The sequence below is a fragment of the Seonamhaeicola sp. ABD4_175 genome (genome assembly GCF_056160885.1).
On record NZ_JBSWYC010000003.1, the window covers coordinates 510,717 to 535,535 of the forward strand.

23 protein-coding genes are annotated in these 24,819 nt (G+C 31.6%); 12 read left to right on the top strand and 11 right to left on the bottom strand.

The annotated features are described in order from the left end of the window. Positions 1–5 precede the first annotated feature (5 nt). Both ACXAG4_RS11960 and thrA read right to left on the bottom strand, forming a co-directional pair. The gene (locus tag ACXAG4_RS11960; protein ID WP_475296442.1) at positions 6–929 is read right to left on the bottom strand and encodes a homoserine kinase; all 924 of its coding nucleotides are present in this window, start codon (positions 927–929) and stop codon (positions 6–8) included. A gap of 72 nt (positions 930–1,001) precedes the next feature. Further along, a complete protein-coding gene (thrA, locus tag ACXAG4_RS11965) occupies positions 1,002–3,446 on the bottom strand; it encodes a bifunctional aspartate kinase/homoserine dehydrogenase I (RefSeq protein ID WP_475296310.1) in 2,445 nt (814 codons plus the stop codon). Positions 3,447–3,791: 345 nt separating this feature from the next. Here thrA and ACXAG4_RS11970 point away from each other — a divergent pair, with 345 nt between their 5' ends. Then, positions 3,792–5,354 (top strand): NAD(P)H-hydrate dehydratase, encoded by a 1,563-nt coding sequence (locus ACXAG4_RS11970; protein WP_475296311.1) that lies wholly within the window; start codon positions 3,792–3,794, stop codon positions 5,352–5,354. Positions 5,355–5,404: 50 nt separating this feature from the next. Here the strand turns inward: ACXAG4_RS11970 and ACXAG4_RS11975 are convergent, their stop codons facing one another. From ACXAG4_RS11975 to ACXAG4_RS12000, 6 genes are all read right to left on the bottom strand, one after another. Beyond that, the gene (locus ACXAG4_RS11975; RefSeq protein ID WP_475296312.1) at positions 5,405–5,968 is read right to left on the bottom strand and encodes an SPOR domain-containing protein; all 564 of its coding nucleotides are present in this window, start codon (positions 5,966–5,968) and stop codon (positions 5,405–5,407) included. Between the two features lie 165 nt (positions 5,969–6,133). After that, a complete protein-coding gene (locus tag ACXAG4_RS11980) occupies positions 6,134–7,183 on the bottom strand; it encodes a TlpA family protein disulfide reductase (protein ID WP_475296313.1) in 1,050 nt (349 codons plus the stop codon). Positions 7,184–7,264: 81 nt separating this feature from the next. Beyond that, positions 7,265–8,119, bottom strand: coding sequence for a substrate-binding domain-containing protein (locus tag ACXAG4_RS11985; RefSeq protein ID WP_475296314.1), 855 nt, complete (start codon positions 8,117–8,119; stop codon positions 7,265–7,267). Between the two features lie 3 nt (positions 8,120–8,122). Then, a complete protein-coding gene (locus ACXAG4_RS11990; protein ID WP_475296315.1) occupies positions 8,123–8,992 on the bottom strand; it encodes a nucleoside phosphorylase in 870 nt (289 codons plus the stop codon). 9 nt (positions 8,993–9,001) lie between these two features. Then, on the bottom strand, positions 9,002–9,334 hold the full coding sequence (locus ACXAG4_RS11995; RefSeq protein ID WP_475296316.1) for a translation initiation factor: 333 nt from the start codon (positions 9,332–9,334) through the stop codon (positions 9,002–9,004). Positions 9,335–9,361: 27 nt separating this feature from the next. Beyond that, complete coding sequence (locus tag ACXAG4_RS12000) at positions 9,362–10,312, bottom strand: isopenicillin N synthase family dioxygenase (RefSeq protein WP_475296317.1); 951 nt, start codon at positions 10,310–10,312, stop codon at positions 9,362–9,364. A 130-nt stretch (positions 10,313–10,442) separates the two neighbouring features. Here ACXAG4_RS12000 and ACXAG4_RS12005 point away from each other — a divergent pair, with 130 nt between their 5' ends. The 3 genes from ACXAG4_RS12005 to ACXAG4_RS12015 all read left to right on the top strand — a co-directional run bounded on the left by ACXAG4_RS12005 (position 10,443) and on the right by ACXAG4_RS12015 (position 14,092). Continuing rightward, the gene (locus ACXAG4_RS12005; RefSeq protein WP_475296318.1) at positions 10,443–12,443 is read left to right on the top strand and encodes an alpha-ketoacid dehydrogenase subunit alpha/beta; all 2,001 of its coding nucleotides are present in this window, start codon (positions 10,443–10,445) and stop codon (positions 12,441–12,443) included. A gap of 1 nt (position 12,444) precedes the next feature. Beyond that, positions 12,445–13,326, top strand: a complete 882-nt coding sequence (locus tag ACXAG4_RS12010; RefSeq protein WP_475296319.1) for a sterol desaturase family protein — start codon at positions 12,445–12,447, stop codon at positions 13,324–13,326. 79 nt (positions 13,327–13,405) lie between these two features. Further along, positions 13,406–14,092, top strand: coding sequence for a hypothetical protein (locus tag ACXAG4_RS12015; protein ID WP_475296320.1), 687 nt, complete (start codon positions 13,406–13,408; stop codon positions 14,090–14,092). Between the two features lie 4 nt (positions 14,093–14,096). On the opposite strand, the gene mgrA is transcribed toward ACXAG4_RS12015, so the two are convergent. Then, positions 14,097–15,113: an L-glyceraldehyde 3-phosphate reductase gene (gene mgrA / locus ACXAG4_RS12020; protein WP_475296321.1), complete on the bottom strand. Its 1,017-nt coding sequence runs from the start codon at positions 15,111–15,113 to the stop codon at positions 14,097–14,099. A 123-nt stretch (positions 15,114–15,236) separates the two neighbouring features. Here mgrA and ACXAG4_RS12025 point away from each other — a divergent pair, with 123 nt between their 5' ends. The 3 genes from ACXAG4_RS12025 to ACXAG4_RS12035 are packed head-to-tail and all read left to right on the top strand — an operon-like array spanning position 15,237 to position 18,726. Then, complete coding sequence (locus tag ACXAG4_RS12025) at positions 15,237–16,790, top strand: DEAD/DEAH box helicase (protein WP_475296322.1); 1,554 nt, start codon at positions 15,237–15,239, stop codon at positions 16,788–16,790. A 30-nt stretch (positions 16,791–16,820) separates the two neighbouring features. Then, positions 16,821–17,663, top strand: coding sequence for a DMT family transporter (locus tag ACXAG4_RS12030; RefSeq protein WP_475296323.1), 843 nt, complete (start codon positions 16,821–16,823; stop codon positions 17,661–17,663). A gap of 7 nt (positions 17,664–17,670) precedes the next feature. Then, positions 17,671–18,726 (top strand): glycosyltransferase family 9 protein, encoded by a 1,056-nt coding sequence (locus ACXAG4_RS12035; RefSeq protein ID WP_475296324.1) that lies wholly within the window; start codon positions 17,671–17,673, stop codon positions 18,724–18,726. Here ACXAG4_RS12035 and ACXAG4_RS12040 read toward each other — a convergent pair. Beyond that, positions 18,723–19,259 carry a 5' nucleotidase, NT5C type gene (locus tag ACXAG4_RS12040; protein WP_475296325.1) on the bottom strand — a complete coding sequence of 179 codons (537 nt, stop codon included), beginning with the start codon at positions 19,257–19,259 and terminating at the stop codon, positions 18,723–18,725. The two genes, ACXAG4_RS12035 and ACXAG4_RS12040, sit on opposite strands and share 4 nt — an antisense overlap. A gap of 243 nt (positions 19,260–19,502) precedes the next feature. Here ACXAG4_RS12040 and ACXAG4_RS12045 point away from each other — a divergent pair, with 243 nt between their 5' ends. Beyond that, a complete protein-coding gene (locus tag ACXAG4_RS12045; RefSeq protein ID WP_475296326.1) occupies positions 19,503–20,111 on the top strand; it encodes a hypothetical protein in 609 nt (202 codons plus the stop codon). 154 nt (positions 20,112–20,265) lie between these two features. Then, entirely contained in the window at positions 20,266–21,402 is a 1,137-nt protein-coding gene (locus ACXAG4_RS12050) for an endonuclease/exonuclease/phosphatase family protein (protein ID WP_475296327.1), read from the top strand. Between the two features lie 44 nt (positions 21,403–21,446). Here the strand turns inward: ACXAG4_RS12050 and ACXAG4_RS12055 are convergent, their stop codons facing one another. Continuing rightward, positions 21,447–22,334 carry an AraC family transcriptional regulator gene (locus ACXAG4_RS12055; RefSeq protein ID WP_475296328.1) on the bottom strand — a complete coding sequence of 296 codons (888 nt, stop codon included), beginning with the start codon at positions 22,332–22,334 and terminating at the stop codon, positions 21,447–21,449. 295 nt (positions 22,335–22,629) lie between these two features. On the opposite strand from ACXAG4_RS12055, the gene nfsB reads away from it, so the two are divergent. The 3 genes from nfsB (at position 22,630) to ACXAG4_RS12070 (ending at position 24,817) form a co-directional block, all read left to right on the top strand. Further along, positions 22,630–23,289, top strand: coding sequence for an oxygen-insensitive NAD(P)H nitroreductase (gene nfsB, locus ACXAG4_RS12060; RefSeq protein WP_475296329.1), 660 nt, complete (start codon positions 22,630–22,632; stop codon positions 23,287–23,289). Positions 23,290–23,454: 165 nt separating this feature from the next. Continuing rightward, the gene (locus ACXAG4_RS12065) at positions 23,455–23,934 is read left to right on the top strand and encodes a cupin domain-containing protein (protein WP_475296330.1); all 480 of its coding nucleotides are present in this window, start codon (positions 23,455–23,457) and stop codon (positions 23,932–23,934) included. A gap of 49 nt (positions 23,935–23,983) precedes the next feature. Then, positions 23,984–24,817 carry a DUF4437 domain-containing protein gene (locus ACXAG4_RS12070; RefSeq protein WP_475296331.1) on the top strand — a complete coding sequence of 278 codons (834 nt, stop codon included), beginning with the start codon at positions 23,984–23,986 and terminating at the stop codon, positions 24,815–24,817. The last annotated feature ends 2 nt before the right edge of the window (positions 24,818–24,819 follow it).

Sequence of the window (24,819 nt, forward strand, 5' to 3'; positions counted from 1 at the left end):
TTTGTTTAATTCAATATTTTTATCCCTTTTGTATTAATTTTAGATATGTGAATATCAAAATCAATTCCAGTAGAGTTGTATACGTTTTTAATAGCTTCTGCTACTTTTTTTGCAGTTTCCTCGCCTTTGCAAAGCGAAAAAATAGATGGTCCGGAACCCGAAATACAAGCGCCCAATGCTCCGGCATTTAGCATGCTGTTTTTAACCTCTTGATAATGCGGAATTAGTTTGCTTCTGTGCGGTTCTATAATAACATCGTGAAGAGAATCTTTAATCAAATTATAATCACTTGTATGTAAGGCATGAATTAAACTACCCACATTAGACCATTGTGTTATAGCATCATTTAGCGAAACTTCATTTGGTAATACAGCTCTTGAGTCTGATGTTTTTATTTCTATTTGTGGATGAATAATAGTTGCAAACAAATTATCTGGACTCGGAATTTCCAAAATTTGCAAAGGCTTGATGCCTTTTACTAAAGTAAAACCACCAAACATAGCAGGAGCAAGGTTATCTGCATGTTCACATTTACTTGCTAAAGCTTCGCCTTTCATGGCAAATTCTGTGAGTTGTGTTTTGTTAAACGGACGGTTTAAAAGCTCGTTCATACCAAAAACACTACCCACAGCACTGGCTGCGCTACTACCAATACCGCTGCCAGGTTTTATGTTTTTATAAATTTCAATTTCAAAACCAAAATCTATATCTAGAGCTTCGTACATGGCTAGTGCTGAAACACCAGCTACGTTTTGTTCGGCTTCATAAGGCAAATTGAAACCTTCAATATTTGTTATTTTAATACCTTTAGTTTCAACCTTACGAATAACCATGGTATCACCAACAGTATCTAAACAAAAGCCTAAAACGTCAAATCCACAAGCAACATTTGCTACTGTAGCAGGTGAAAAAATTTTTATTTCGTTCATGTTTTCAATTAAATAATTTTCTGCGGCACTAGAGCATGAAATATCACTTTCTTTGTGTAATTCCATAATTTTTTAATTGTTTGCTAGTCTAATAATATCTGCAAACAAGCCTGATGCTGTAACATCGGCACCAGCACCAGCGCCTTTAATAATCATAGGTTGTTTTGGGTAACGTTCAGTATAAAACATTACTATATTGTCACTACCTTCTAAATTATAAAACGGGTGACCAACAGGAATTTCTTGTAAACTCACGCTTGCTTTACCGTTATCAAACTTTGCTACATATTTTAGTTGGCAACTGTTAGCTTTTGCAGAAGCAAATAAGGCCTGGTAATGCGCTTCATCTGCTATAAGAGTTTCATAAAAATCATCAACCGTGTCACTTTTTAATCCTGCTTGAGAAAGGAATGATGTGTTTTCAATATCTTCTAAATTCATTTCAACACCGCTTTCTCTGGCTAAAATTAAAATTTTTCTAGCCACATCTACACCACTTAAGTCTATTCTTGGGTCTGGCTCAGTGTAACCTTCGGCTGCTGCTTGTTTTACAACATCATAAAATTTAGTGGTATCATTAAAATTGTTAAAAACAAAGTTTAAACTTCCGCTTAAAACGGCTTGAATAGATTTAACTTTATCACCCGAAGCTACTAAGTTATTAAGCGTATCAATAACAGGTAAACCTGCACCTACGTTGGTTTCAAACAAAAAGGGCGCGTTATATTTTAATGATAAACGTTTTAACTCTTTGTAGTTTGAAAACGCACTAGAGCAGGCAATTTTATTACATGCTACAACAGCAATACTTTCACGCAAATAATGTGCGTAAAGGTTAGCAACATTTTTGTTGGCAGTAACATCAACAAAAATACTATTACGTAAATTAAGCAATTTTGTTTTTTCCAAAAAGCCTTGTAATGTTGCTTTTTCTCCGTTATTTAGTTGGTCTTTCCAGTCTTTTAAATCTAAACCACTTTCATTAAAAACCATTTTTCTTGAGTTTGAAAGTCCGGCAACACGTAGGTTTATTTTTAAATTTTCTTTTAAATATTTACGTTGTTGTTTTATTTGTTCAACTAAACGTTCACCAACATTACCAACACCAGTAATAAATACATTAAGTTGCTTTGTTTTACTTTCAAAAAACTGTTCGTGTAGTACGTTTAATGCCTTTTTTACATCACTTTCGGCAATGACAACAGATATGTTTTTTTCTGAAGCACCTTGAGCAATGGCACGAATATTAATGTTGTTTTTACCAAGAGCGCTAAACATTTTACCACTAATACCTTGGTGGTTTTTCATATTATCGCCCACTAAAGCAACAATAGACAAATGTTCTTCAACAATAATAGGTTCTATTTTATTAAGTGCAATTTCGTTTTCAAAAGTAGCATCAATAGCTTCTTTTGCTAACACAGCATCTTTAGCTTCAATACCTAAGCAAATAGAATGTTCAGATGATGCTTGGGTAATTAAAATAATATTAATTTTTTCTTGAGAAAGTGTTTCAAATAAACGCTTAGAAAATCCAGGAAAACCAACCATTCCGCTACCTTCTAATGTTAATAAAGCAATGTTACCAATGTTGCTTATTCCTTTTACAGGGTTAGCGCCATTTGTAGCTTTATTTGATATTATTGTACCAACAGCTTCGGGCTCTAAAGTGTTTTTTATATGAATAGGAATTTCTAAATTTAAAACAGGTTGTACCGTTGGCGGGTATAAAACCTTAGCGCCAAAATGCGATAATTCCATGGCTTCTTGGTATGATATTTCGCTAATAGGGTAGGCTTGTTTTACCATTTTTGGGTTGGTGGTAAACATACCGCTAACATCTGTCCAAATTTCTAATTGCTCAACTTTTAAAGCTGCTGCAATAATTGCTGCTGTAAAATCTGATCCGCCACGACCTAAAGTTGTTTGTTCTCCATTTAAAGATTTTGAAACAAAACCAGGTAAAATGGTAATTGTTTGTGAGGCCGATTTAAAGTAATTTTGAATGTTTTCATTGGTAATTTTGTAATTAACTTCGGCTTTTGTAAAGTTAGCATTAGTAATTACAAGCTCTTGAGAATTTTTTCTTTCAGCAGATATCCCTCTACTTTTCATGGTTTCAGCAATAATGAAAGACGATAAAAGCTCACCAAAGCTCACAAGTTTATCTGATGTTTTTGGTGATAACTCGTTTATTAAAAAAATACCATCTAATAAATTTTTTAATGCCTCAAGTTTTTCTTCAACATAAGCTATAACCGTTTGGTTATTTTCTGGTATTAACTCCTTTACAATGGTAATATGCGTTTGCTTTATAATATTAAAAACATTGGCGAAGTCTGCTTCTTTATTTTGTGCTTTTTTACCTGCTAATAACAATTTATCGGTAATGCCTCCAACAGCAGACACAACACATGCTACGTTGCTGTTTTTTGAGGTGTTTTCTAAAATGTTTATTACGTTATTTATGTTTTTTGAAGAACCTACAGATGTTCCTCCAAATTTTAAAACCTTCATTTTTTAATGAAATTGATTATGTAAATATTTTATTGAAACGTGATTTGTTGAAAAAATCACACGATAGCCCGAAGTATATATAATTAACAACCCCAAAGGGTAGTTGTGTTTGTAGTTGTACCAATAATAGAAATGATTCTTTTAGTAGAAAAAGAACGTGTAAACATCGTATTTTGGTTCAAATGAATCATTATAAGCTATTATAATATTACCCAAAAGTATTACATTTAACCAAATTAAAAAACTAAAACATTTTTTTTGTAGTATTCTTAAGCATAACACTTTTTATTTTAAGAAATTCAACGTTATTACAAAAGAATTAGAAATTCAATAAACATTACATTAATGAAAATATTCTCTAAAGAACAAATTTACGAAGGAGATAAACTTACAGCCGTAAGACAAAATATTACATCAACCGATTTAATGGAACGTGCGGCCACCCAAATTTTTAACTGGATGCACATGCGCATGCAAGGTGCTCAAGTACCCGTGTACGTATTTTGTGGTATTGGAAATAATGGTGGCGATGGTTTGGTATTAGCAAGGCATTTAATTACACATGGCTACAATGTGCACGCCTATGTTGTAAACTACAGTGATAAACGTTCAAAAGATTTTTTAATAAATTATGATAGAATAAAAAATGTAACTAAAAATTGGCCCACTTTATTAAAGTGTGAAGAAGATTTTCCTGAAATTCACCCTGATGATATTATTGTTGATGCTGTTTTTGGTATTGGACTTAACAGACCTGTTGTAGATTGGGTTAAAGCCTTATTTGTTCATTTTAGAAATACAAAAGCTTTTACATTATCGGTTGATATTCCTTCAGGATTACATACAGATAAAGTTCCCGAAAATGAAAATGATGTTGTACATGCTGGTTATACCTTAAGTTTTGCAACCCCAAAACTAGTGTTCTTTTTACCTGAAACCGCTAAGTACACAGTACAGTGGGAAGTTTTAGATATTGGTTTAGATGCCGAATTTGTGCAAACTACTAACACCGAAGTAGAATTAATTGGTAAATATGAAGTTTTGCCAATGTACGTTCCGCGTGATAAATTTTCGCATAAAGGCAATTTTGGCCATAGTTTAATAATTGGCGGAAGCTATGGAAAAATTGGCGCTGTTACTTTGGCCAGTAAAGCGTGTTTATCTGCAGGTGCTGGCTTAGTTTCTGCATTTGTGCCTAAATGTGGCTATAATGTGTTACAAGCTTCATTTCCTGAAGCCATGGTGTTTACAGATGATAGTGAAACTCACATAACTAACATTGCGTTTGATGTTGAACCAACGGTTGTTGGCTTGGGTATTGGTTTAGGCACAAACACCAAAACAGTAACAGCTTTTGAAAAATTTTTAAAAGAAAACAAAGCACCTTTAGTTATTGATGCCGATGGCATAAATATATTAGCAAAAAACAAAGATTTACTAAAATTACTATCCGAAAACACTGTTTTAACCCCGCACCCAAAAGAATTAGAGCGTCTTGTTGGTAAATGGGAAGACGATTTTGATAAACTGAAAAAAACCAAAGCTTTATCAAAAAAATACAGAATTATTATTGTTGTGAAAGGCGCCAATACCATTACTGTTGCTGGCGATAAACTTTATGTAAACACTACAGGAAATCCGGGGTTAGCCACCGCAGGAACGGGTGATGTTTTAATGGGAATTATTACTGGTTTAATTTCACAAGGTTACAACCCGTTGGCTGCATGTATTTTTGGTGTTTATTTACACGGAAAATCTGGAGATATTGCTGTTAACGATTATGGTTATCAAAGTTTAATAGCAAGCCACATAATAGATTATTTAGGCGAAGCCTTTATTGATTTATTTAAACAGCCAGAACAAGAACAAGCGCCTAAAGAAGGCGATGAAGCAGCAGCACAACAGTAAACTAAATTTAGCTATACACTGGTTTTGTTTAAACTAAACAATACAAAAAACTAGTGTATAGTTTCATTACTTATTAACAAGGCATCTTTAACAAGTAATTTTTCACCATTTTTAGTAGCTACAATAAACGCATCCTTAAAACCAAGAGTTATTAAGTCTTTTTTTAAAGATAAAGCTTCATTATAGTTTCTAAAATTACCAACAGCATATTTGTAATTATTATTAACCTTGCTTTTGGTTATAACGCCAGCTTGATGTTCTTCTATTGTTTTTATATTAAACTTTTCAAAAGCACCTATTTGTACGCTGTATATTAAACCTTGATATGTGTTAGTGTTTAATGCTGTATTAAGCAATTCAGGTTGTTTTTTTATTACTATTTCATGGTTTACAATTTGGTTTTCATTATTAAAAGTATAGAAATAGTAAAGCGCGTAGACAAGGCCAAAAAACAGAATACAAGCAAGTATTATTAGCATTTTATTAAAAAAATAAGCGTTTTGTAACTTACTTGTTTTTGTTTTTATTTCTTGTGAAGCAAGATCTAAATCTTTTTCTCCTTTTTCAATTAATTTATGTAAGTTAACTAAGTTGGTTTCTTCAATAAAAGGCATCTTTTATAAAGTGTTTTTTGCATTAATAAATTCTTAAAAGAAAACTTGCTAGGGGAAAGTTCTGCTTAAAACAAATATAAAGTTTTAATATTTTTTTTCAAATAAGTTTTGGTATAAAAAAAAGCCTCAAAAAATGAGGCTTTACTTTATTTTATATTGAAATTTTTAAATACTTAAACTATTAAATAGTTCTATAAGTTTTGGGCTTGAAGGTCTTGGTGCATCTGCATTAACAACATTTCCTTCTGGATCAATAATAATGAATCTAGGAATACCCATAATTTTATAGCCTTGTACAAATTCTGATTTCCAAGCATTATCTGCTAATAACTGTATGCCACCCATGTTTTTATCGGCAATCATTTTTTTCCAACCTTCTTTAGCTGCTGCTAAACGAGCTTCGGGCGTATCGCCTTTATAGCCACGACCTTCATCAACAGAAATGCTTACAAACTCAATATTTTTATCGTGATATTTTGCTTCAACTTCCTTTAAAAACGGAATTTCTCTTTTGCATGGTCCGCACCAAGTTGCCCAAACATCAATGTATAAGTATTTTCCTTTTAAATCACTTAAAGATGTAGTGCCGCCTTTAGCGTTTTCATAGTTAGAAAAACTAGGTGATGGTTTTCCAATTAAATCATCATATTGGCTTGCCATGGCTTTTTGTTGCTTGTAAGCCGTAAGTAAACCCTCTTCCATTTTACTTAAATTAGTAGCTTCATTGGCTTGAATGGTTGAATCTAAACCTTTTGAATTTTCTAATAATTCAGTGAATTGCTTTTGCACTTCAGATACTTTATTTTTAAAAGCATCTTCTTCTAAATCTAACAAATCTGCAGTTAAAGCGGTTTCTTGCAATAATGCTTTTTTTGCTAAATAGGTACTAGTTTCTGCACCTTCACCTGTATAACTTATACTTTCATCAAATTCATCTGTATTTAAAGTCATTTTGATATCTACACCATTTTTTAAAAATAAATAGGTAGATTCTTTTCCATCAAATAAGTTGAAAACACCAGCTTCTACTTTAAGAGTATCTTTAAAAGTTCCATCGTCATTAACCTGTATGGTTTTAGTGAAATTTCTAGATCTAATTAATAGTGAGTCACTATTTTTATTAGTTATTTTACCCGAAAGTGTTGCGTAATCTTTAGGTTCTTGTTTGCAAGCAAATGCAAAACCAACTAAAGTAATTAATAAAATTTTCTTCATTATTTATATAAATTTTCAATTCAAAAATACACAATTAGTTATGTCTGCTATAAATTTTTCAATTTAATTAACAGTTGTTTTTTATATTTTATGAATTAATGTGTTGTAGTCTACTTTATTGGGTATTATGTTTAGTTTTAGCAGTTTGTTTTGTACGTTTTCAATGGTGTTTTTATCAATAACCTCTTGAGACCACTCTGTTAAAGTGAGCCATTCTTGTACATCTTCTAGTTTTTGTTCATAGCGGTTCGCTATGGTTTTATCAATACTTGGTATGTCTTTAAAATCGGCTGTGGTGTTATTAATGATATCTAGAATTGTTTTGAGTTCAGCTTCATTATTTTCAATAAAATCTTCTCTAACAGCAATAACAAAACAAGGCCACGGAGAAGGGCAGTTGCCAACACTTCTAAAAGTACCGTCATCTACCAAAGGCTTAGTTGTAAATTTTTCCCAAAGAAAATAATCGGCATCACCATTGGTTAAACCTTCAACAGCACCGTTAAGGTTTTTTATAACTTCAAAATTTAAATCATTTTCTAAATTCCATTGGTTATTTTCGGCATTTATGTAAGCCATTAAATGTGACCCAGAACCATATCTGCTAATTGCAGCTTTTGTTCCTTTTAAATCATTTACAGTTTTATATTTTGATTTTTCTGCTACGTGAATACCCCAAATTAAAGGTGTTTGTACAAAGGTTTGCACAATTTTGCTTGGATTTCCGGCAATGATATCTTTTATAATGCCTTCGGTTAAAATAACAGCTATATCAATATCTTTATTTCTTAAAGCTTTACACATGGCGCCTGTACCACCATAATAGTCGTGCCAGCGTAAATTAATACCTTCATTTTTATACTCACCATCTTTTAGCGTTAAGTACCAAGCTAAATTAAAATGCTCTGGTACACCACCAATGTTTACTTGTTTCATTAATTATTCTGCAATTTTATTAAGGGTGTATGTTATTAAATTCTCAACGGTTTTGTATGGGTTTTGACTAAAATTACCTGTTGCTCTGTTTGCTATAATAGCGTTCATAGAAACAGCATTATGCCCTAAAAGTTTACTAAGGCCGTAAATGGCCGATGTTTCCATTTCTAAATTGGTAACACGCAATCCGTTAAAATTAAAACTATCAATTTTTTTATTAAGAAGTTCATCTTGCAAAGGTAACCTTAGTACGCGACCCTGTGGTGCATAAAAACCGCCAGCCGTGGCCGTAACGCCTAGAAACGTTTGGTTGCTTTTTATTTTATTTTGAAGCGTTTCACTGTTTTTTATAACAATTGGGCGCGCTTTGTTAGCACTCCAATTAGTTTGGTTTACAAAAGCATTTTCAATATCTGGATGGCTAATATTTTCTATTTGATAACTATGGAGCATACCGTTTAAATCTAGAGCGTATTCACTTAAAACAAAAGCATCAACAGGAATATCTTTTTGCAGAGAACCTGATGTGCCAATTCTAATAATATCAAGACTTTTAAGTGTTTTGTTAGGTTGCCTAGTATCTAAATTTATGTTTACAAGAGCATCTAATTCATTTAAAACAATATCAATATTGTCAGGCCCAATACCGGTTGAAATAACCGATATTCGCTTGCCTTTGTAGGTGCCTGTTTGTGTTTTAAACTCTCTTTTTTGAGTTTCAAAATCTACAGTATCAAAATGTTTTGTTACTTTTTCAACTCTATTTTGGTCACCAACAAAAATAATAGTGTCTGCAATGTTTTCAGGTTTTAAATTTAAATGATAAACACTACCATCTGGATTTAAAATTAGTTCAGATTCTTTTATTGCCATAATATTGTATTAACCGCCAACGCGTTTTACTTTAAACCCTTTATCTTTTAAAATAGTCATTATTTTATCTCTGTAATCACCTTGTATTATAATTTTATCATCTTTAAAACTACCACCAACACTTAGCGTTTTTTTTATGTCTTTTGCTAGTATTTTAAAATCTTCGGTGGCGCCTGTGTAACCTTCTAAAATTGTTATAGGCTTGCCTTTACGTTTTTCGTATTTGCAAATTATAGGGTCATCTTGCATCCAAAGATTATCATTTTCATTGGAAGTTTCATTAATTGATTCTTCCGATACGTGGTCTGGAAACAGGTTTTTTAATTGATCTTGTAAATCCATATTAAGTTTAAATAAATAAGCAAACGGCTATTTTTTAATTAGGCCCAATTCAATTAAACGTTCGGTTAAAAATTCGCCAGCAGTAATATTATCAAACTGTTTTGGGTTATTTTCATCAATGCATTGCTCTAAAACATCTAATTTCATATCACTAATTGGATGCATAAAAAATGGAATTGAATAACGCGAAGTTCCCCAAAGCTCTTTTGGCGGATTAACCACTCTATGAATTGTAGATTTTAATTTATTATTTGTGTGCCTTGATAGCATGTCTCCAACATTAATCATTAATTCATCAGGTTGAGCAATAGCATCAATCCATTCGCCTTTATGATTTTGCACTTGTAAACCTTTACCTTGCGCACCCATTAAAAGGGTTATTAAATTAATATCGCCATGTGCAGCAGCTCTAACAGCTTCTTTAGGTTCTGCAGTTATTGGCGGGTAATGAATAGGCCTTAAAATAGAGTTTCCGTTGTGTATGTAATTATCAAAATATGTTTCTTCTAAACCTAAATGAAGTGCTAAAGCCCTAAGTACATATTTTGCTGTTTTTTCAAGCATTTGGTAGGTTTCTTTACCAACTTTGTTAAATTCTGGTAATTCTTCAACACTAACATTTTCTGGGTATTCGGCTTTTAAAGCGTCATTATCATCAACATACTGTCCAAAATGCCAAAACTCTTTTAAATCGCCTTCTTTTTTACCTTTTGCACTTTCTTTTCCAAATGATACATAGCCTCTTTGTCCGCCAATACCTGGAATTTCGTATTTCTGCTTAGTTTCTAAGGGTAATTCAAAAAAATTCTTTACTTCAGTATATAACCTTTCAACCAATGCGTCATCTAAAAAATGCCCTTTCAAGGCCACAAAACCTATATCTTCATAAGCCTTTCCTATGGCATTTACAAAGCTTTGTTTTTTTTCAGGATTGTTAGAAATAAAATCTTCTAAATTAACACTTGGTATACTATTCATGTTATTTTTTTTAATTGTGAATGTTACAAATGTACAAAAACATTACAAGTTTAGAGTCTGTTTAATTTAACTTAAATTTGTGGATTAAGCTTGCTTTTTATGGTATATTTGATATGTAATATCCCAAATTATGAGCGCTAGTTTTGCTAATAAAACCTTAGTTTATAAAAACAATTTAAAAACCAAAAAGTTAATAAGCTTATACGTAAACATGCTAAAATCTCGCATGATTGAAGAGCGTATGCTTTTATTACTTAGGCAAGGAAAAATAAGCAAATGGTTTTCGGGTATTGGGCAAGAAGCAATTGCCGTAGGTGTTACATTAGCATTAAAAAAGAATGAATATATTTTACCAATGCACCGTAATCTGGGAGTTTTTACTAGTAGAAACATACCATTAAACAGATTGTTTGCACAGTGGTTTGGTAAAGCTTCGGGTTTTACTAAAGGTAGAGACAGATCGTTTCACTTTGGCACACAAGCATATAAAATTATTGGTATGATATCGCATTTGGGCCCACAATTAGGTGTAGCCGATGGCATTGCATTAGCCAGTAAATTAAAAAATAAAAACACTGTAACTGCTGTTTTTACAGGAGAAGGTGGCACTAGTGAGGGTGATTTTCATGAAGCGCTAAATGTGGCTTCCGTTTGGCAATTACCCGTATTATTTTGTATTGAGAATAATGGTTACGGACTTTCAACTCCTACAAAAGAGCAATATAATTGTGAAAATTTAGCAGATAGAGGTTTAGGCTACGGTATGGAATCGCATATAATTGACGGCAATAATATTATTGACGTTTACACCAAAATTAAAAAAATAGCCAAAAGTATGCGCAAAAATGTGCGACCTGTTTTAGTAGAATTTAAAACTTTTAGAATGCGTGGACACGAAGAGACCAGCGGTATTAAATACGTTCCGGAACCTCTTTTAAAGACTTGGAAAAAAAGAGATCCATTAAAAAATTATGAGCAATATTTAAAAAGTAAAAATATTATAAGTGATGATTTTGAAGTTAAAATTAAAGCAGAAATAGATGCTGAAATAAAAGATAATTTAGCCATTGCTTTTACTGAAAATGACATTGATTTTTGTGAAAGTATAGAGTTAAATGATGTTTTTAAAAATTTTGATTTTCAATATATTAAACAAAAAGAGAACACAAATGAGTTAAGGTTTGTTGATGCCATTTCTGATGGGCTAAAACAAAGTATGGAACAACATGAAGATTTAGTTATTTTAGGACAAGACATTGCTGAATATGGTGGTGTTTTTAAGGTAACCGAAGGTTTTGTTGAGCTTTTTGGTAAAGAGCGTGTTCGTAATACACCCATTTGCGAATCTGCAATTATTGAAACCGCCATGGGTTTATCAATTGCAGGTATGAAAGCAGTTGTAGAACTTCAGTTTGCAGATTTTGTTAGTTCAGGTTTTAATCCTGTGGTAAATTATTTAGCAAAATCATACTACCGTTGGCAACAACACGCTCATGTGGTTTTAAGAATGCCATGTGGTGCAGATGTTGGTGCCGGCCCTTTTCATTCGCAAACCAATGAAGCATGGTTTACAAAAACACCTGGTTTAAAAGTGGTATATCCTGCATTTCCGCAAGACGCCAAAGGCTTATTAAACTCTGCTATAAATGACCCTAATCCGGTATTGTTTTTTGAGCACAAAGCCCTTTATAGAAGCATACGGCAACCCGTGCCAACTAATTATTACACCATTCCGTTTGGCAAAGCTTCGGTAATAAAACTAGGCACACAAGTTACTATTATAACGTATGGCGCAGCGGTTCATTGGGCATTAAACACTCTTAATAAAAATCCAGACATATCAGCCGATGTAATTGATTTACGTACACTTCAACCACTAGATACTGAAACTATTTTTAATTCGGTAAAAAAAACAGGTCGTGCTATTATATTTCAAGAAGATTCGCTTTTTGGTGGCATTGCTAGTGATATTTCAGCATTGATAACAGAAAATTGTTTTGAATATTTAGATGCGCCCATACAACGTGTTGCTAGTATTGATACACCAATTCCGTTTGCTAAAACCTTAGAAGAAGGCTATTTACCCAAAAACCGATTTGAAATGGCTTTAAAAACACTTATTAATTATTAGTATGAACACTTATTTAGAAGCTTTTTACAACGCTTTTGTTAATTCTGTTACATGGACTTGGCATTCAATAACTTTTAACGTACCAATACAACAAAATTACTTTTGGGGTTTAGTGGTCATTTCTTTGATTGTTTGGTTTTTAGAAATTGTATTTCCTTGGCGTAAAGAACAATCTATTTTCAGAAAAGATTTTTGGTTAGATGCTTTCTACATGTTTTTTAACTTTTTCATTTTCACAATAATTATTAGCGGTTTTTATAATGTTTTAGAATTGATTTTTGGCAACTTTGGTTTAACAGTAACATCGTTTCAGCTAATAAATTTATCGTATTTACCCGCATGGTTAGAGTTGATTGTGTTTTTCGTGCTATTAGATTTTGTACAGTGGTTTACCCATATTATGCTACATAGATTTGAGTTTTTATGGCAATTTCATAAAGTACACCATTCAGTAAAACAAATGGGTTTTGCAGCACATTTACGCTATCATTGGATGGAAAACATATTATACAAACCGTTAAAACTATTAGCTGTTATGCTTATAGGTGGTTTTGAGCCCGAGCAAGCTTTTATTGTGCATTTTATAGCAATAACCATTGGGCATTTAAACCATGCCAACATAAAATTATCATACGGGCCACTAAAATATATTTTCAATAACCCTGTAATGCACTTATATCACCATGCTTATACGTTACCAAAAACGCATAAACACGGTGTGAATTACGGTATTAGCCTAAGTATTTGGGATTATATTTTTAATACCAATTACATACCTGAAACTAGTGGCAAAATTACTTTGGGCTACAGTGGTGACAGTAAAATGCCTAAAAACTTCTTTAAACAGCTAGTTTATGGCTTTAAAAATGAAAAAAAGGAATAGTTTTTGTGTTAAAAGAAGTAAAAATGTATTTTAATTGTTAAGAATAAAAAATATATTTGAAAAAGTAACACAGTATTACATGATTAAAACACAACATTTCTATTATTTATTTATTGTGCTTTTGTTTTTTTCTGTATCAATGCAAGCTCAAATTGATTCTAAGAAAAAATCATTTGCAATACCCGCTGTTGAAACTAAAAAAGACTCCTTAGATGCGTCTCCTTTAACACCTTCAAAAAAAATAGATAATAAATCTAACCCATTCACAGGATTATCTGCCCCTAAACAAGTTCAAAATTTAAAAATGCCAAAAAAAGAATTATCTATGTTTAGTGAAGATTTTGGCGACCCTGGTGAATTGTATACAGACCGCATTAAAAAACACGAAAATACCATAAAACAACAAGAAGGTTTAGGTACTAAAGGGAGCAAGGTTGATGTGTTTTTTGGAGATCACAGGACAACATCAAAAGTGGTTAGAGTTATGTACAGAGATTATGGTTTAGAAGATGGTGATTTAGTGCGTGTTACCGTAAATGGTGAAATTATGGTTTACAGAGCAGGTTTATCAAATACTTTTAGTGGTTTTAAAATTGAACTAAAGCCAGGTGTAAACACCATTGAGTTTTTAGCTTTAGATGAAGGCTATGCATTACCAAATACCGCACATTTTAGAGTTGTTGATGAAAACAACAAAGTTATAGCATCAGATTTGTGGGCGCTTTCAATAAATGTAAAAGGCACCGTAAATATTATAAAAGAATAGCTGGTTAAACACCAACTATTCTTTCAATACTTTGTAATTCTTCTTCAGAAAACTGTAAATTATCTAAAGCTTTTAAATTTTCTTTTAACTGATTTGCAGAACTTGCACCAATTAAAACCGAGGCTACTTGTGGTTTTCTCAAAATCCAAGCAATAGCCATTTGTGATAATTTTTGTCCGCGTTGTTCAGCTATTTTATTTAAAGCTTTTACTTTTTTAATATTACTTTCAACAGTTTCAGTATTTAAATAACTTAAACTTTTTGCAGCTCTAGAACCTTCGGGTATTCCGTTTAGGTATTTATCTGTAAGCATGCCTTGAGCCAAAGGAGAAAATGCAATACAACCAACACCATTATCTTCTAAAGTATCTAACAGACCATTTTCTACCCATCTATCAAACATAGAATAACGTGCTTGATGCAAAATAAAAGGCACATTCAATTGTTTTAATATGGTTGCTGCTTTTTGAGTTTCTTCAGGTTCATAGTTAGAGATACCTACATACAAGGCTTTTCCTTGGCGCACAATATCTGCCAAAGCACCCATGGTTTCTTTCAAAGGCGTATCTGGGTCTGGTCTATGATGGTAAAAAATATCAACATAATCTAACCCCATACGTTTCAAACTTTGGTCTAAACTTGCTATTAAATATTTTCTAGAGCCTAAATTACCGTATGGCCCTGGCCACATATCATAACCGGCTTTGGTAGCAATAAAAAGTTCATCTCTGTATTGTTTAAAATCTTGCTTAAATATAGTGCCAAAATTCTCTTCGGCAGAACCATAAGGCGGGCCGTAATTATTAGCTAAATCAAAATGAGTGATGCCAGCATCAAAAGCACAACGTAAAATATCTCTTCCGTTTTGAATGTTATCAATAAAACCAAAATTATGCCATAACCCAATGGAAATAGCAGGTAAAAGCACACCACTTTTTCCGGTGCGTTTGTATGTCATTGAATCATAGCGTTGTTCATTAGCGCTGTAAGCTTTAACACCAGATTTATCGTTTATTTGCATGTTTTTTGTTTTAATGTATGTAACAAAAATATGAATAAGATTAAGTTTTATTCAATATTTTACGTTAAACATACTTTCAAAACTGCATAAAGATGTTATTTTTGCATTTGTAAAAAATATTACATGGCAGTATCACAAACAGAATTAGAAGAAAGAAAAACCGGTAAAGATTTATACAGTTACCAAAAAGGCGCAATTGATAAAATTTTTAAAAGTTTTGATGAATCTCCTTCTGATTATCATTTGCTATATCAATTACCAACAGGTGGAGGTAAAACCGTTATTTTCTCTGAAATTGTTAGACAATACTTAAAAACTCACAAGAAAAAAGTTTTAGTAATGACTCATAGAATTGAGTTATGCAAGCAAACATCAAGAGTTTTAACAGAATTTGGAGTTCATAATAAAGTAGTAGATAGTAAAGCAGATTTAAGTGATCAAGCAGACTATTCTTGCTTTGTAGCCATGGTTGAAACCTTAAATAATAGGTTAAATGATGATAAGTTAGATATTTCTGATATTGGCTTAGTAATTATTGATGAGGCTCACTACAATTCATTTACAAAACTATTTAAATTTTTTAGTCAAAGTTTTATTTTAGGTGTAACTGCAACACCTTTAAGTTCAAGCATTGAGCTGCCAATGACTGATAATTATGATGAGTTAATTGTTGGTGAAAGTATAGAATCTTTAATAAGTAATGGCTTTTTGGCAAGAGCCGAAATGTTTAGCTACAATGTTGGTTTAACATCATTAGTGGTAGGAGCAAATGGTGATTATACCGTAAAATCTTCTGAAGATTTATATACAGATGATAATATGCTCTCAAAATTATTAAGAGCTTATGAAGAACGTTCTAAAGGCAAAAAAACCTTAATTTTTAACAACGGTATTAATACATCATTACACGTGTATGATACCTTTAGAAGAGCAGGTTACCCAATAGCACACCTAGATAATACACACTCTAAAAAAGAACGTGCACAAATATTAAAATGGTTTAGTAAAACACCCGATGCCATTTTAACCTCGGTAAGTATTTTAACCACTGGTTTTGATGAACCTACCGTTGAAAGTATTATTTTAAACAGAGCTACAAAATCTTTAACACTTTACTATCAAATGATTGGTAGAGGGTCAAGGGTTTTAGACAATAAAAAAACATTTGCGGTTATAGACTTGGGTAACAACTTTCATAGGTTTGGGCCTTGGGGCGATAATTTAGATTGGCAACGTATTTTTAGGTCTCCTAACTATTATTTAGATGCTTTATTAAGTGATGAAGAGTTAGAAAGTAACTTTAGGTATGAAATGCCCGATGCTTTAAGAGAAGAATTTGGTAATTCAGACGAGGTGTATTTTGATATTCAAAAAACATATGTAGAGTCTATTAGAGCTGGCGAATCATCAAAAGTTGTGTTAGAACGTTCTATTGCTCAACACGCTAAAATTTGTGTTGAAAATAGCGAAGATGTTTATGATGCGCTTACACTAGCAAGAAAATTAGGTGATGACATTGATTTTAGAATTGGCCGTTACACAAAATGTATTAGTAAAAGTACATTTAATTTTGTTGAATGGTTAAAAGGTGAGTACCGCAAAAAACTAAACTCATACATTAGAACTAATTTTGATGAAGTTTTTGAAACCGTACACGGTTATCCTCCTGAAGATTAAAAGATAAACACACCCTTTAAATAGTTTTATTTGGATTATAAACAAGCTTTAAAGTTTATGCTTATTAGTACACTTTCATTTGCGTGTATGAATAGCATTGTAAAGCATTTAGTGCAATTTAGCGCTTATCAAATTGTATTTTTTAGGTCTTTTGGTACATTAATATTTACGTTTTCCATTCTTTTAAAAAACAACATTCCCATTTTTGGTAATAACAAAAAGCTTTTAATACTGCGTGGTATTGTTGGTTTAACATCAATGACATTCTTTTTTATGTCTACTAAATATTTGCCCATTGGTACAGCAGTTTCACTACGCTATATGGCACCTATTTTTGCCGCAGTTTTTTCAATTTTCTTTTTAAAAGAAACCGTAAAACCTTTGCAATGGCTTTGTTTTATAATAGCTTTTGTGGGCGTTGTTATTTTAAAAGGGTTTGATACTCAAGTAAGCACTTATGGGCTTGTGCTCATTTTTTTATCGGCTATTTTTAGCGGATTGGTTTACATTGTGTTGAGTAAAATTGGTAATACAGAACACCCTGTTGTGGTGGTAAATTATTTTATGCTAATTTCATTATTTGTTGGTGGTTTATTATCAATTAATAACTGGATTACTCCAAAAGGCATAGAATGGTTATTACTTTTAGCTTTAGGTGTTTTTGGGTATTTTGGACAAGTTTTTATGACTAAAGCATTCTATAAAGTAGCATCGGCAAGTCAAATAGCTCCTTTAAAGTATATTGAAACTGTTTTCACCTTATTGTTTGGTGTATTTATATTTTCTGAAGTATATACATTTTGGAGTTTATTAGGTATTGCTTTAATTATTATTGGTTTAGTTTTAAACGCAAGGTTTAAAGAAAAGAAATAGCAACTTTATGAATATTAAAAAAGCCATTAATAGCTTAAGATTTAAGGTAATGGGGCGTTTAACAAAAAACGTTGGCAAATCATACACCACACCAAATACACAATTAAAAAACGCTTCTCAAATAAAAAAAATATTGGTTAGTCGTCCTAATCATAAACTAGGTAATCAACTACTCTTAACACCTTTAATTCAAGAGCTTAATAACACGTTTCCTCACAGCAAAATAGATTTATTTGTAAAAGGAAGTGTAGCACATGTTATATATAAAAATTACAAACAGATAAATACCATAATAGAATTACCACGTAAACCATTTAACCAATTATTAAAATATGGTTTTACTTGGTTGAAGTTGAAAAAAACAAAATACGATTTAGTAATTAATGTGGACAAAAACTCATCTTCGGGCAAATTATCAACCAAATTTGCGAGGTCTACCTTTAAATTATTTGGCGATGTTGATGCGCAAATAATTAATAATTTTGATGATTATGAGCACCTTTCAAAATATCCTATTTACAATTTAAGACTGTATTTGCAGGTATTAGGTTTACCAACAAACCAAAGTGATGTTCCTGTTTTAAACATTAAACTAACCAATTCTGAAATTAAACAAGGTAAAACAATTTTAAATAGTATTACAAAAAACAACAAGCCAGCTATTTGTATTTATACAAACGCAACAGGTAATAAATGTTATGATGAAATTTGGTGGAACACACTTTACAAGCGCCTTTTGAAAGAATTTCCAAAGCATAATATTATTGAAATGTTACCCGTTGAAAATATTTCAAAAATTAATTTTGAAGCGCCTCATTTTTACAGTAAAGATATTAGAGAAATGGCTGGTGTTTTATATAACACCACTGCTTTTATAGCTGCAGATAATGGTGTTATGCATTTAGCTAGCGCATCATTAACACCAACAGTTGGTTTTTTTAAAACAACCAACGCTGCTATTTACGCGCCATATGGTAACGGTAGTTTTGCTATAAACACTAATAAAAATACCAATATAAATGATTGGATTATTAGTATTAAAAATGTTGTGAAAACTGTTTAAATTATTGCTGGTTTTAAAAGTAAATTACCTATTTCTTCCCAATTTGTTACACGTTTGTAACCTGTGTCTTTTATATTATGCGGATTAGAAAATAAAAGTGTGTCACCTTCAAAATTTTCTAAATTATATACTCTATCATCAATTAATAAATCGCCATTTAAAATAAATTTATGGCCACACATAATTTGATGTTCCCAGGTAATAAACGGCATGTATTTAGCCAACCAATCACTTTTTTCTTTTAATGAAGTAGGAAACTGCGTAGCTGCTGTGGCTATATAAACTTCGTGTTTATTGTAAAGTGCTTCCATAACTTCAATACTATTAGGCAAAGGTTCTAATTCATAAAAAAAGCCAGGAGTAAAGGCATGTTGTAATACACTTTTTTGGTGCTGTTCTGGTACATTTTGGTAAACTTCGCCACTAATTATATCTTCTCTTTTTAAATTGGCATTAAACTCTCTGTTATACCATGCAATGTGTTTACCAAACGTGTCGGCTAGCACATCATCCATATCTACAAATATTGTCATAAACTTAATTTTTCAACTAAGTTCGGCAATTTTCAAAATACAAAAAACAGCAAATTGTTAAATAAAGTTAATGTAACTGTAAGTTGTTTTGGTATAGGTGTTTAATCGGTGTTTTTTGCAAAAGAAATCAATTTATCGAGTTAATGTATTCATTGATATATTTTTTATTGCTGAACAGTTTAAAAAATATAATTTCAAACTAAATTAATTAACCCTAACCCTATGAAAAATTATGCTTCCCTCATGAGCATTATTACTATTGGTATGGTAATAATGAGTGCTTCAGTATTAGCACAAGAAAATAATACTGTTTTAAGTGATGCACCTGAAAATTATAAAAAGCGCAGTCCTGTTTATGATTTTTCTGAAAAAAACTTGAACAATACTGATACTATTCCAGATTTCAATTCGAAAAAAAATAAGTTAAAAATAACAGGAACTATTTATGAAGCCGATGGTGTTACACCCGCTAAAAATATAGTGTTGTTTGTGCATCAAACCGATGAAGATGGTAATTTTGAATTAAAACGCCACAATAAAAAACGCTATGTGCACCACAGAGGTTGGGTAAGAACTGATGAAGATGGCAAATACACACTTTACACATTTGTACCTGGTAGTTATTTTCATAGCAAAGAGCCCAAACAAATTTATCCAATTGTAAAAGAACCTAATAAACCTGAATATAAAATTGAAACTTTTTTGTTTGATGACGACCCATTATTAACAGAAAAATGCAGAAAAGAAGTTAAAGAAACAGATCCGCAAAGAATTTTAAAATTAGATTTAAAAGAAGGGTTGTGGGTAGCTAAAAGAGATATTATTTTAGGTAGAGAAATAGATTCTTACTAAAGAAATATACAACATAAAATTAAAGCAATCAAGTTAGTCACTTGGTTGCTTTTTTTGTTAATATACATTTAACTTATAGTATTTGTAAAATGTGTACTTTTAAACATCTCCTTAAACAAAATTGTTAGCCTAGTCTTATAAAATAAATAATATTATGTGGTATAACGATTTAAGACCCGATAGTGAGCTCACAACAGACAGGTATTCATTAATAATGCTAGATGCTAGTAATAATTTTGCTAGAGAAATGACTGATGTTGATAAACAACGAACTATCAGCAATATTTTAGAATTAAAAAATGGGCTTCAACAAAAAATTCCTAATAAAACAGTTGATAAAAACTTGCTTTTAGCTTCTTGGAATATTAAAAATTTCGGAAAACTGCTAAACAGAACCTCAGAATCGCTTTATTATATAGCCGAAATAATTAGCGCTTTTGATATTGTTGGCATACAAGAAATTAATAGTAACATTACACAGTTTAATAAGTTGTTGCAAATACTTGGAAGCCATTGGAAATATACTTTAAGCGATGTAACCGAAGGTGATTCTGGTAACGATGAACGTTTTGGTTTTATTTATGATTCTAGGCGCGTTACACACTCTGGTTTGGCTGGTGAGTTGGTTATTCCGCCAGAAATAGCAAATAACGACCCCATAATTAAGCAATTAAAACGAACACCAACTTTTACTGGTTTTGAAAGTGGTTGGCGAAAATTTTCTGTAGTTAGTGTACATTTACACCCAGGCGATGGTGACACTAATAAAAATTTACGCAAAGAAGAAGTTAAATTATTACTGAATTTACTTGAAGGTAAACAAAAGAGTACTTCGTACGAAAATCAAAATCTTATTATTTTAGGTGATACTAATTTATATGAAGAAGATGATGATATTGTAGATTTATTTACATCTAAAGGCTTTTTTGAAAGCGATGGTTTAAAAGGAAAATTTACAAACACCAGTTTAAATCAAATTTACGATAGGATATTTTTAAACGTTCATAAGTATTTTAAAATTGGTACAGATGCTAATGGCAATGAAAGAGGAGGCGTATTCAATCTTTTTGATTATGTGTATAAAAACACTGATGCTGAAATTGAAAAATATCACAGCTTAATGCTAGCGCATAAGGGTAATCCTTCAACATTAACATCAAATTCAGCTTTTAAAAGCTATTTCAATTCGTATTGGAAACGCAACCAAATAAGCGACCATTTACCTGTTTGGTTAGAAATTGAAGTAGATAGTAGCCCCAGTTTTTTGGCCAGCAAGCTTCATAAGTTTTAAGCTTTTTTAAATAGGTATTTGTAAAACATTAAAAATTAAACGCTTTAGGCAACATCACAAGCCCCACGTTTTAGCAACATATATTCACCTTTGTTTTTAAATTCTTTAATAGAAGTACCTGCGTAACGCTTAAAGGTTTTAGAAAGGTGACTAACATCAGTAAATCCTAAATCGTCTGCAATTTGAGTTAGTGTGAAATCAGAATTTAACAATCTAATTTCAACTAATTTTAGTTTTGCTTTTATAATGTACTCACGTAAGGACATTTTAGCTTGTTTTTTAAAATATTCGCTAACGTAAGTGGCAGACATATTAAATACATTGGCTAAATTATCAACTTTAAGTAATTCAGTTTTATCAATATTTTCATTTATATAGGTTAGCATTTTAGTTATTTTATCATCACTTTTATCTTTAGGCAATTCAAAATAATTAGCTTTTTTAATATTTCTAATTAAAATTTCTAAAACGCTGGTCATTAAGCTTGTAACCAAACTAATGGCATTAGCATTACTACTTTTAGATTCTTGTAAAATAATATTTATTAAGCTTTCAAGAAAATCTCTGTCTGCGGTTTCTTTTATAATATCACCTGGTAATTGGTTGTAGTTAGATAAAATGTAAGCTGCTTCTTTAAACCATTCATTTCTATCAATACTTATGCTTTTAGCGCTTCTAAAAAATGAATCTGTAAATTTTAAAAACACAAACTTAGTTGGTTTTTCAATAGTAAAAGAATGGCATTTTAAAGGTGGTAATAAAAAAATACTGCCTTTTTTGTATTTATAATGGTTATAATTAATACATTGTGAACCTTCGCCTTCCTTTATTAAAACTAATTCAAAAAAATTATTCTTTACAGGGCGTTGTTTCCAATCAGGTAATTCAATTTCTTGTATTTCAAAAGGTTTATAAGCTTCTATTACTTGCATAATTAGAGATTTATGTTTGGTTTACGCGCAAAATTAACCAAAAATAGGGGTGTGGTGTTAATTTTAACCTTTATTTATACATTTATACCACTAAATATCGAAAAATTAATGCTCACCTATCAATTAAAACACGCACTAAACTGTTAAAGAAAGCCTAAAAACACAGGGCTTTAAGAAAAGTTTAAGAGCAAAACCTCTTTTTGTACTAACATCACCTTTTTTTGTACCATTAAATAGCTTTATACCCTACATAACTTTGTGTTAAAATTAAATCAACTTATAAAAACATATACAAATGAATTTAAAAGAAACATTAAACTGGAGATACACAACTAAAGAATTTGATCCAACCAAAAAAATATCTAAAGAAGATATGGATCAAGTAAAAAGCCTTTTAAGAATGAGTGCTTCTAGTGTTAACTTACAACCTTGGCATTTTATTATTGCTGAAACTGAAGAAGGTAAAGCACGTATAGCAAAAGGAACGCAAGGTTTTTTCCATTTTAACGAACCTAAAGTAACTAATGCTTCTGCAGTGGTGCTTTTTTGTGCAAAAACCGATGCTAATGAAGATTATTATAAACACATTGCAGATGTAGATGATAAAAATGGACGATTCCCAAATGAAGACATAAAAAACGGATTTATAGGTGCTGTTAAAACATTTGCAGATATTCATAAATACGATTTAAAAGATTTAAATCATTGGATGGAAAAACAGGTATATCTTAACATAGGAAGCTTCTTGTTAGGCGTTGCGAGTTTAGGTATTGATGCGACACCTATGGAAGGAATTGATGTAAAAGCTTTAGATGAAGAATTCGGTTTAAGAGAAAAAGGTTACACAGCTTTAGTAGCCGTTTCTATAGGTTACAGAGCAGAATCTGACTTTAATTCAACAGATAAAACACCAAAATCTAGATTGCCAGAAAGTGAAATTTTTACAGAAATATAATTTCTAAAAACGTTTAAGCTAGATGTTAGTTGTAAAGTACAATTAGTTTTTACTAATGGGTATTAAAAAATCACTAAAAGATGTTCAACTTGATATTTCAGTAGTAAAAAAGTAAAATAGTTTTAGAAGGATTTTGGACTCAATAAGTCAGTTAATTTCAGAAGAATGAAGAATAAAATAATAGTTTCAATAGTATTGCTTTTTATTTGTTTTATAGGAGTTGAAGCAAGCGCACAAGTAACAACCATAGATTCTGTAGCCACATCAAAAGTGCAACATTTCAATTTTGATGAAATGGAATCAGAAACTATTGGTAAAGGCATAAAACGCAAGTGGTTCCACGGTGAAAAAGGACAAATGACCATTTTTAATCTTGAAAAAGGCGCGCATATTCCTTGGCACCAACACCCAAATGAACAGATAACATATATTATGTCTGGTAAGGTAAAAATCAAGACTATAATTGATGGCAAAGAAACCTTTGTAGAAGTAGGCGCAGGAGAAGTTATTGTATTTCCAGAAAATGTACCGCACGAATTTTGGGCGTTAGAAGAAACCGTAGATTTAGATGTGCATGTGCCTGTTCGTCAAGATTGGCTAAGCAAAGAATTACCTGCATATCTTAAGAAAACAAAAGAAGAATAATAATTTTTAAAACGAAATATTTTCGTTTTTAATCAATAAAACAAAAACTATGAAATCAATCACAACACGATTACTAATGCTGTTATTAAGTGTTACGGCTTTTGCCCAAACACCAACAACAGATGCTAGAAAATCTAAAAACGAAGTCGTAACGGCAGACAACGTAGAATGGGGATGGTTAAATCCATTACGCGGCGATAAAAGTCCTGCTGCAGGAAAACTTTGGGGCGACCGTACAAAAAATGAACCCGCTGGTTTTTTAGTAAAATTTAAAAAAGGATTTTCATCACCACCACATATTCACAACATCACCTATCGTGGTATCGTAATTAAAGGTTTATTGCATAATGATGATGAAAATGCCGAAAAACAATGGTTACCAGCCGGTTCGTATTGGCAGCAACCAGCAGGAGAAGCACATATTACAGCTGCTGATGCCGAAGATAATATGGCGTTTTTAGATATTCAAGAAGGACCATATTTGGTAAAACCAACATCTGAAGCGTTTGATAATGGCGAAAAACCAGTAAACGTAGATAAAACCAATTTAGTTTGGTTAAACGCCAATGATATTGAATGGGTTTCAGAAAAAAGTAATGTAGAAACTGCTTTTTTATGGGGAAGTCACGATAAAAATCAACTACGCGCATCATTAATAAAATTACCAGCTGGTTTTAAAGGAAGTATTAAAAATTTAAGTCCAAATTTTAGAGCTGTGGTTATTTCTGGTAAAGTAACGCATCAATTTTCTAAAAAGGATGCTAAAAATGTGTTGGAAGCCGGTTCTTATTTCGGTGCAGAAGAAAAAGCTTCACCACGTTTAAGTACAGATGTTGAAACGGTAATTTACATTCGCTCTAATGGCGATTATAAAATTAAATAGCA

Excerpts from the sequence above, each read along its gene's own strand:
- ACXAG4_RS11960 (WP_475296442.1), bottom strand. The coding sequence starts at position 929 with ATGAACGAAATAAAAATTTTTTCACCTGCTACAGTAGCAAATGTTGCT.
- thrA (WP_475296310.1), bottom strand. The coding sequence starts at position 3,446 with ATGAAGGTTTTAAAATTTGGAGGAACATCTGTAGGTTCTTCAAAAAAC.
- ACXAG4_RS11970 (WP_475296311.1), top strand. The coding sequence starts at position 3,792 with ATGAAAATATTCTCTAAAGAACAAATTTACGAAGGAGATAAACTTACA.
- ACXAG4_RS11975 (WP_475296312.1), bottom strand. The coding sequence starts at position 5,968 with ATGCCTTTTATTGAAGAAACCAACTTAGTTAACTTACATAAATTAATT.
- ACXAG4_RS11980 (WP_475296313.1), bottom strand. The coding sequence starts at position 7,183 with ATGAAGAAAATTTTATTAATTACTTTAGTTGGTTTTGCATTTGCTTGC.
- ACXAG4_RS11985 (WP_475296314.1), bottom strand. The coding sequence starts at position 8,119 with ATGAAACAAGTAAACATTGGTGGTGTACCAGAGCATTTTAATTTAGCT.
- ACXAG4_RS11990 (WP_475296315.1), bottom strand. The coding sequence starts at position 8,992 with ATGGCAATAAAAGAATCTGAACTAATTTTAAATCCAGATGGTAGTGTT.
- ACXAG4_RS11995 (WP_475296316.1), bottom strand. The coding sequence starts at position 9,334 with ATGGATTTACAAGATCAATTAAAAAACCTGTTTCCAGACCACGTATCG.
- ACXAG4_RS12000 (WP_475296317.1), bottom strand. The coding sequence starts at position 10,312 with ATGAATAGTATACCAAGTGTTAATTTAGAAGATTTTATTTCTAACAAT.
- ACXAG4_RS12005 (WP_475296318.1), top strand. The coding sequence starts at position 10,443 with ATGAGCGCTAGTTTTGCTAATAAAACCTTAGTTTATAAAAACAATTTA.
- ACXAG4_RS12010 (WP_475296319.1), top strand. The coding sequence starts at position 12,445 with ATGAACACTTATTTAGAAGCTTTTTACAACGCTTTTGTTAATTCTGTT.
- ACXAG4_RS12015 (WP_475296320.1), top strand. The coding sequence starts at position 13,406 with ATGATTAAAACACAACATTTCTATTATTTATTTATTGTGCTTTTGTTT.
- mgrA (WP_475296321.1), bottom strand. The coding sequence starts at position 15,113 with ATGCAAATAAACGATAAATCTGGTGTTAAAGCTTACAGCGCTAATGAA.
- ACXAG4_RS12025 (WP_475296322.1), top strand. The coding sequence starts at position 15,237 with ATGGCAGTATCACAAACAGAATTAGAAGAAAGAAAAACCGGTAAAGAT.
- ACXAG4_RS12035 (WP_475296324.1), top strand. The coding sequence starts at position 17,671 with ATGAATATTAAAAAAGCCATTAATAGCTTAAGATTTAAGGTAATGGGG.
- ACXAG4_RS12040 (WP_475296325.1), bottom strand. The coding sequence starts at position 19,259 with ATGACAATATTTGTAGATATGGATGATGTGCTAGCCGACACGTTTGGT.
- ACXAG4_RS12045 (WP_475296326.1), top strand. The coding sequence starts at position 19,503 with ATGAGCATTATTACTATTGGTATGGTAATAATGAGTGCTTCAGTATTA.
- ACXAG4_RS12050 (WP_475296327.1), top strand. The coding sequence starts at position 20,266 with ATGTGGTATAACGATTTAAGACCCGATAGTGAGCTCACAACAGACAGG.
- ACXAG4_RS12055 (WP_475296328.1), bottom strand. The coding sequence starts at position 22,334 with ATGCAAGTAATAGAAGCTTATAAACCTTTTGAAATACAAGAAATTGAA.
- nfsB (WP_475296329.1), top strand. The coding sequence starts at position 22,630 with ATGAATTTAAAAGAAACATTAAACTGGAGATACACAACTAAAGAATTT.
- ACXAG4_RS12065 (WP_475296330.1), top strand. The coding sequence starts at position 23,455 with ATGAAGAATAAAATAATAGTTTCAATAGTATTGCTTTTTATTTGTTTT.
- ACXAG4_RS12070 (WP_475296331.1), top strand. The coding sequence starts at position 23,984 with ATGAAATCAATCACAACACGATTACTAATGCTGTTATTAAGTGTTACG.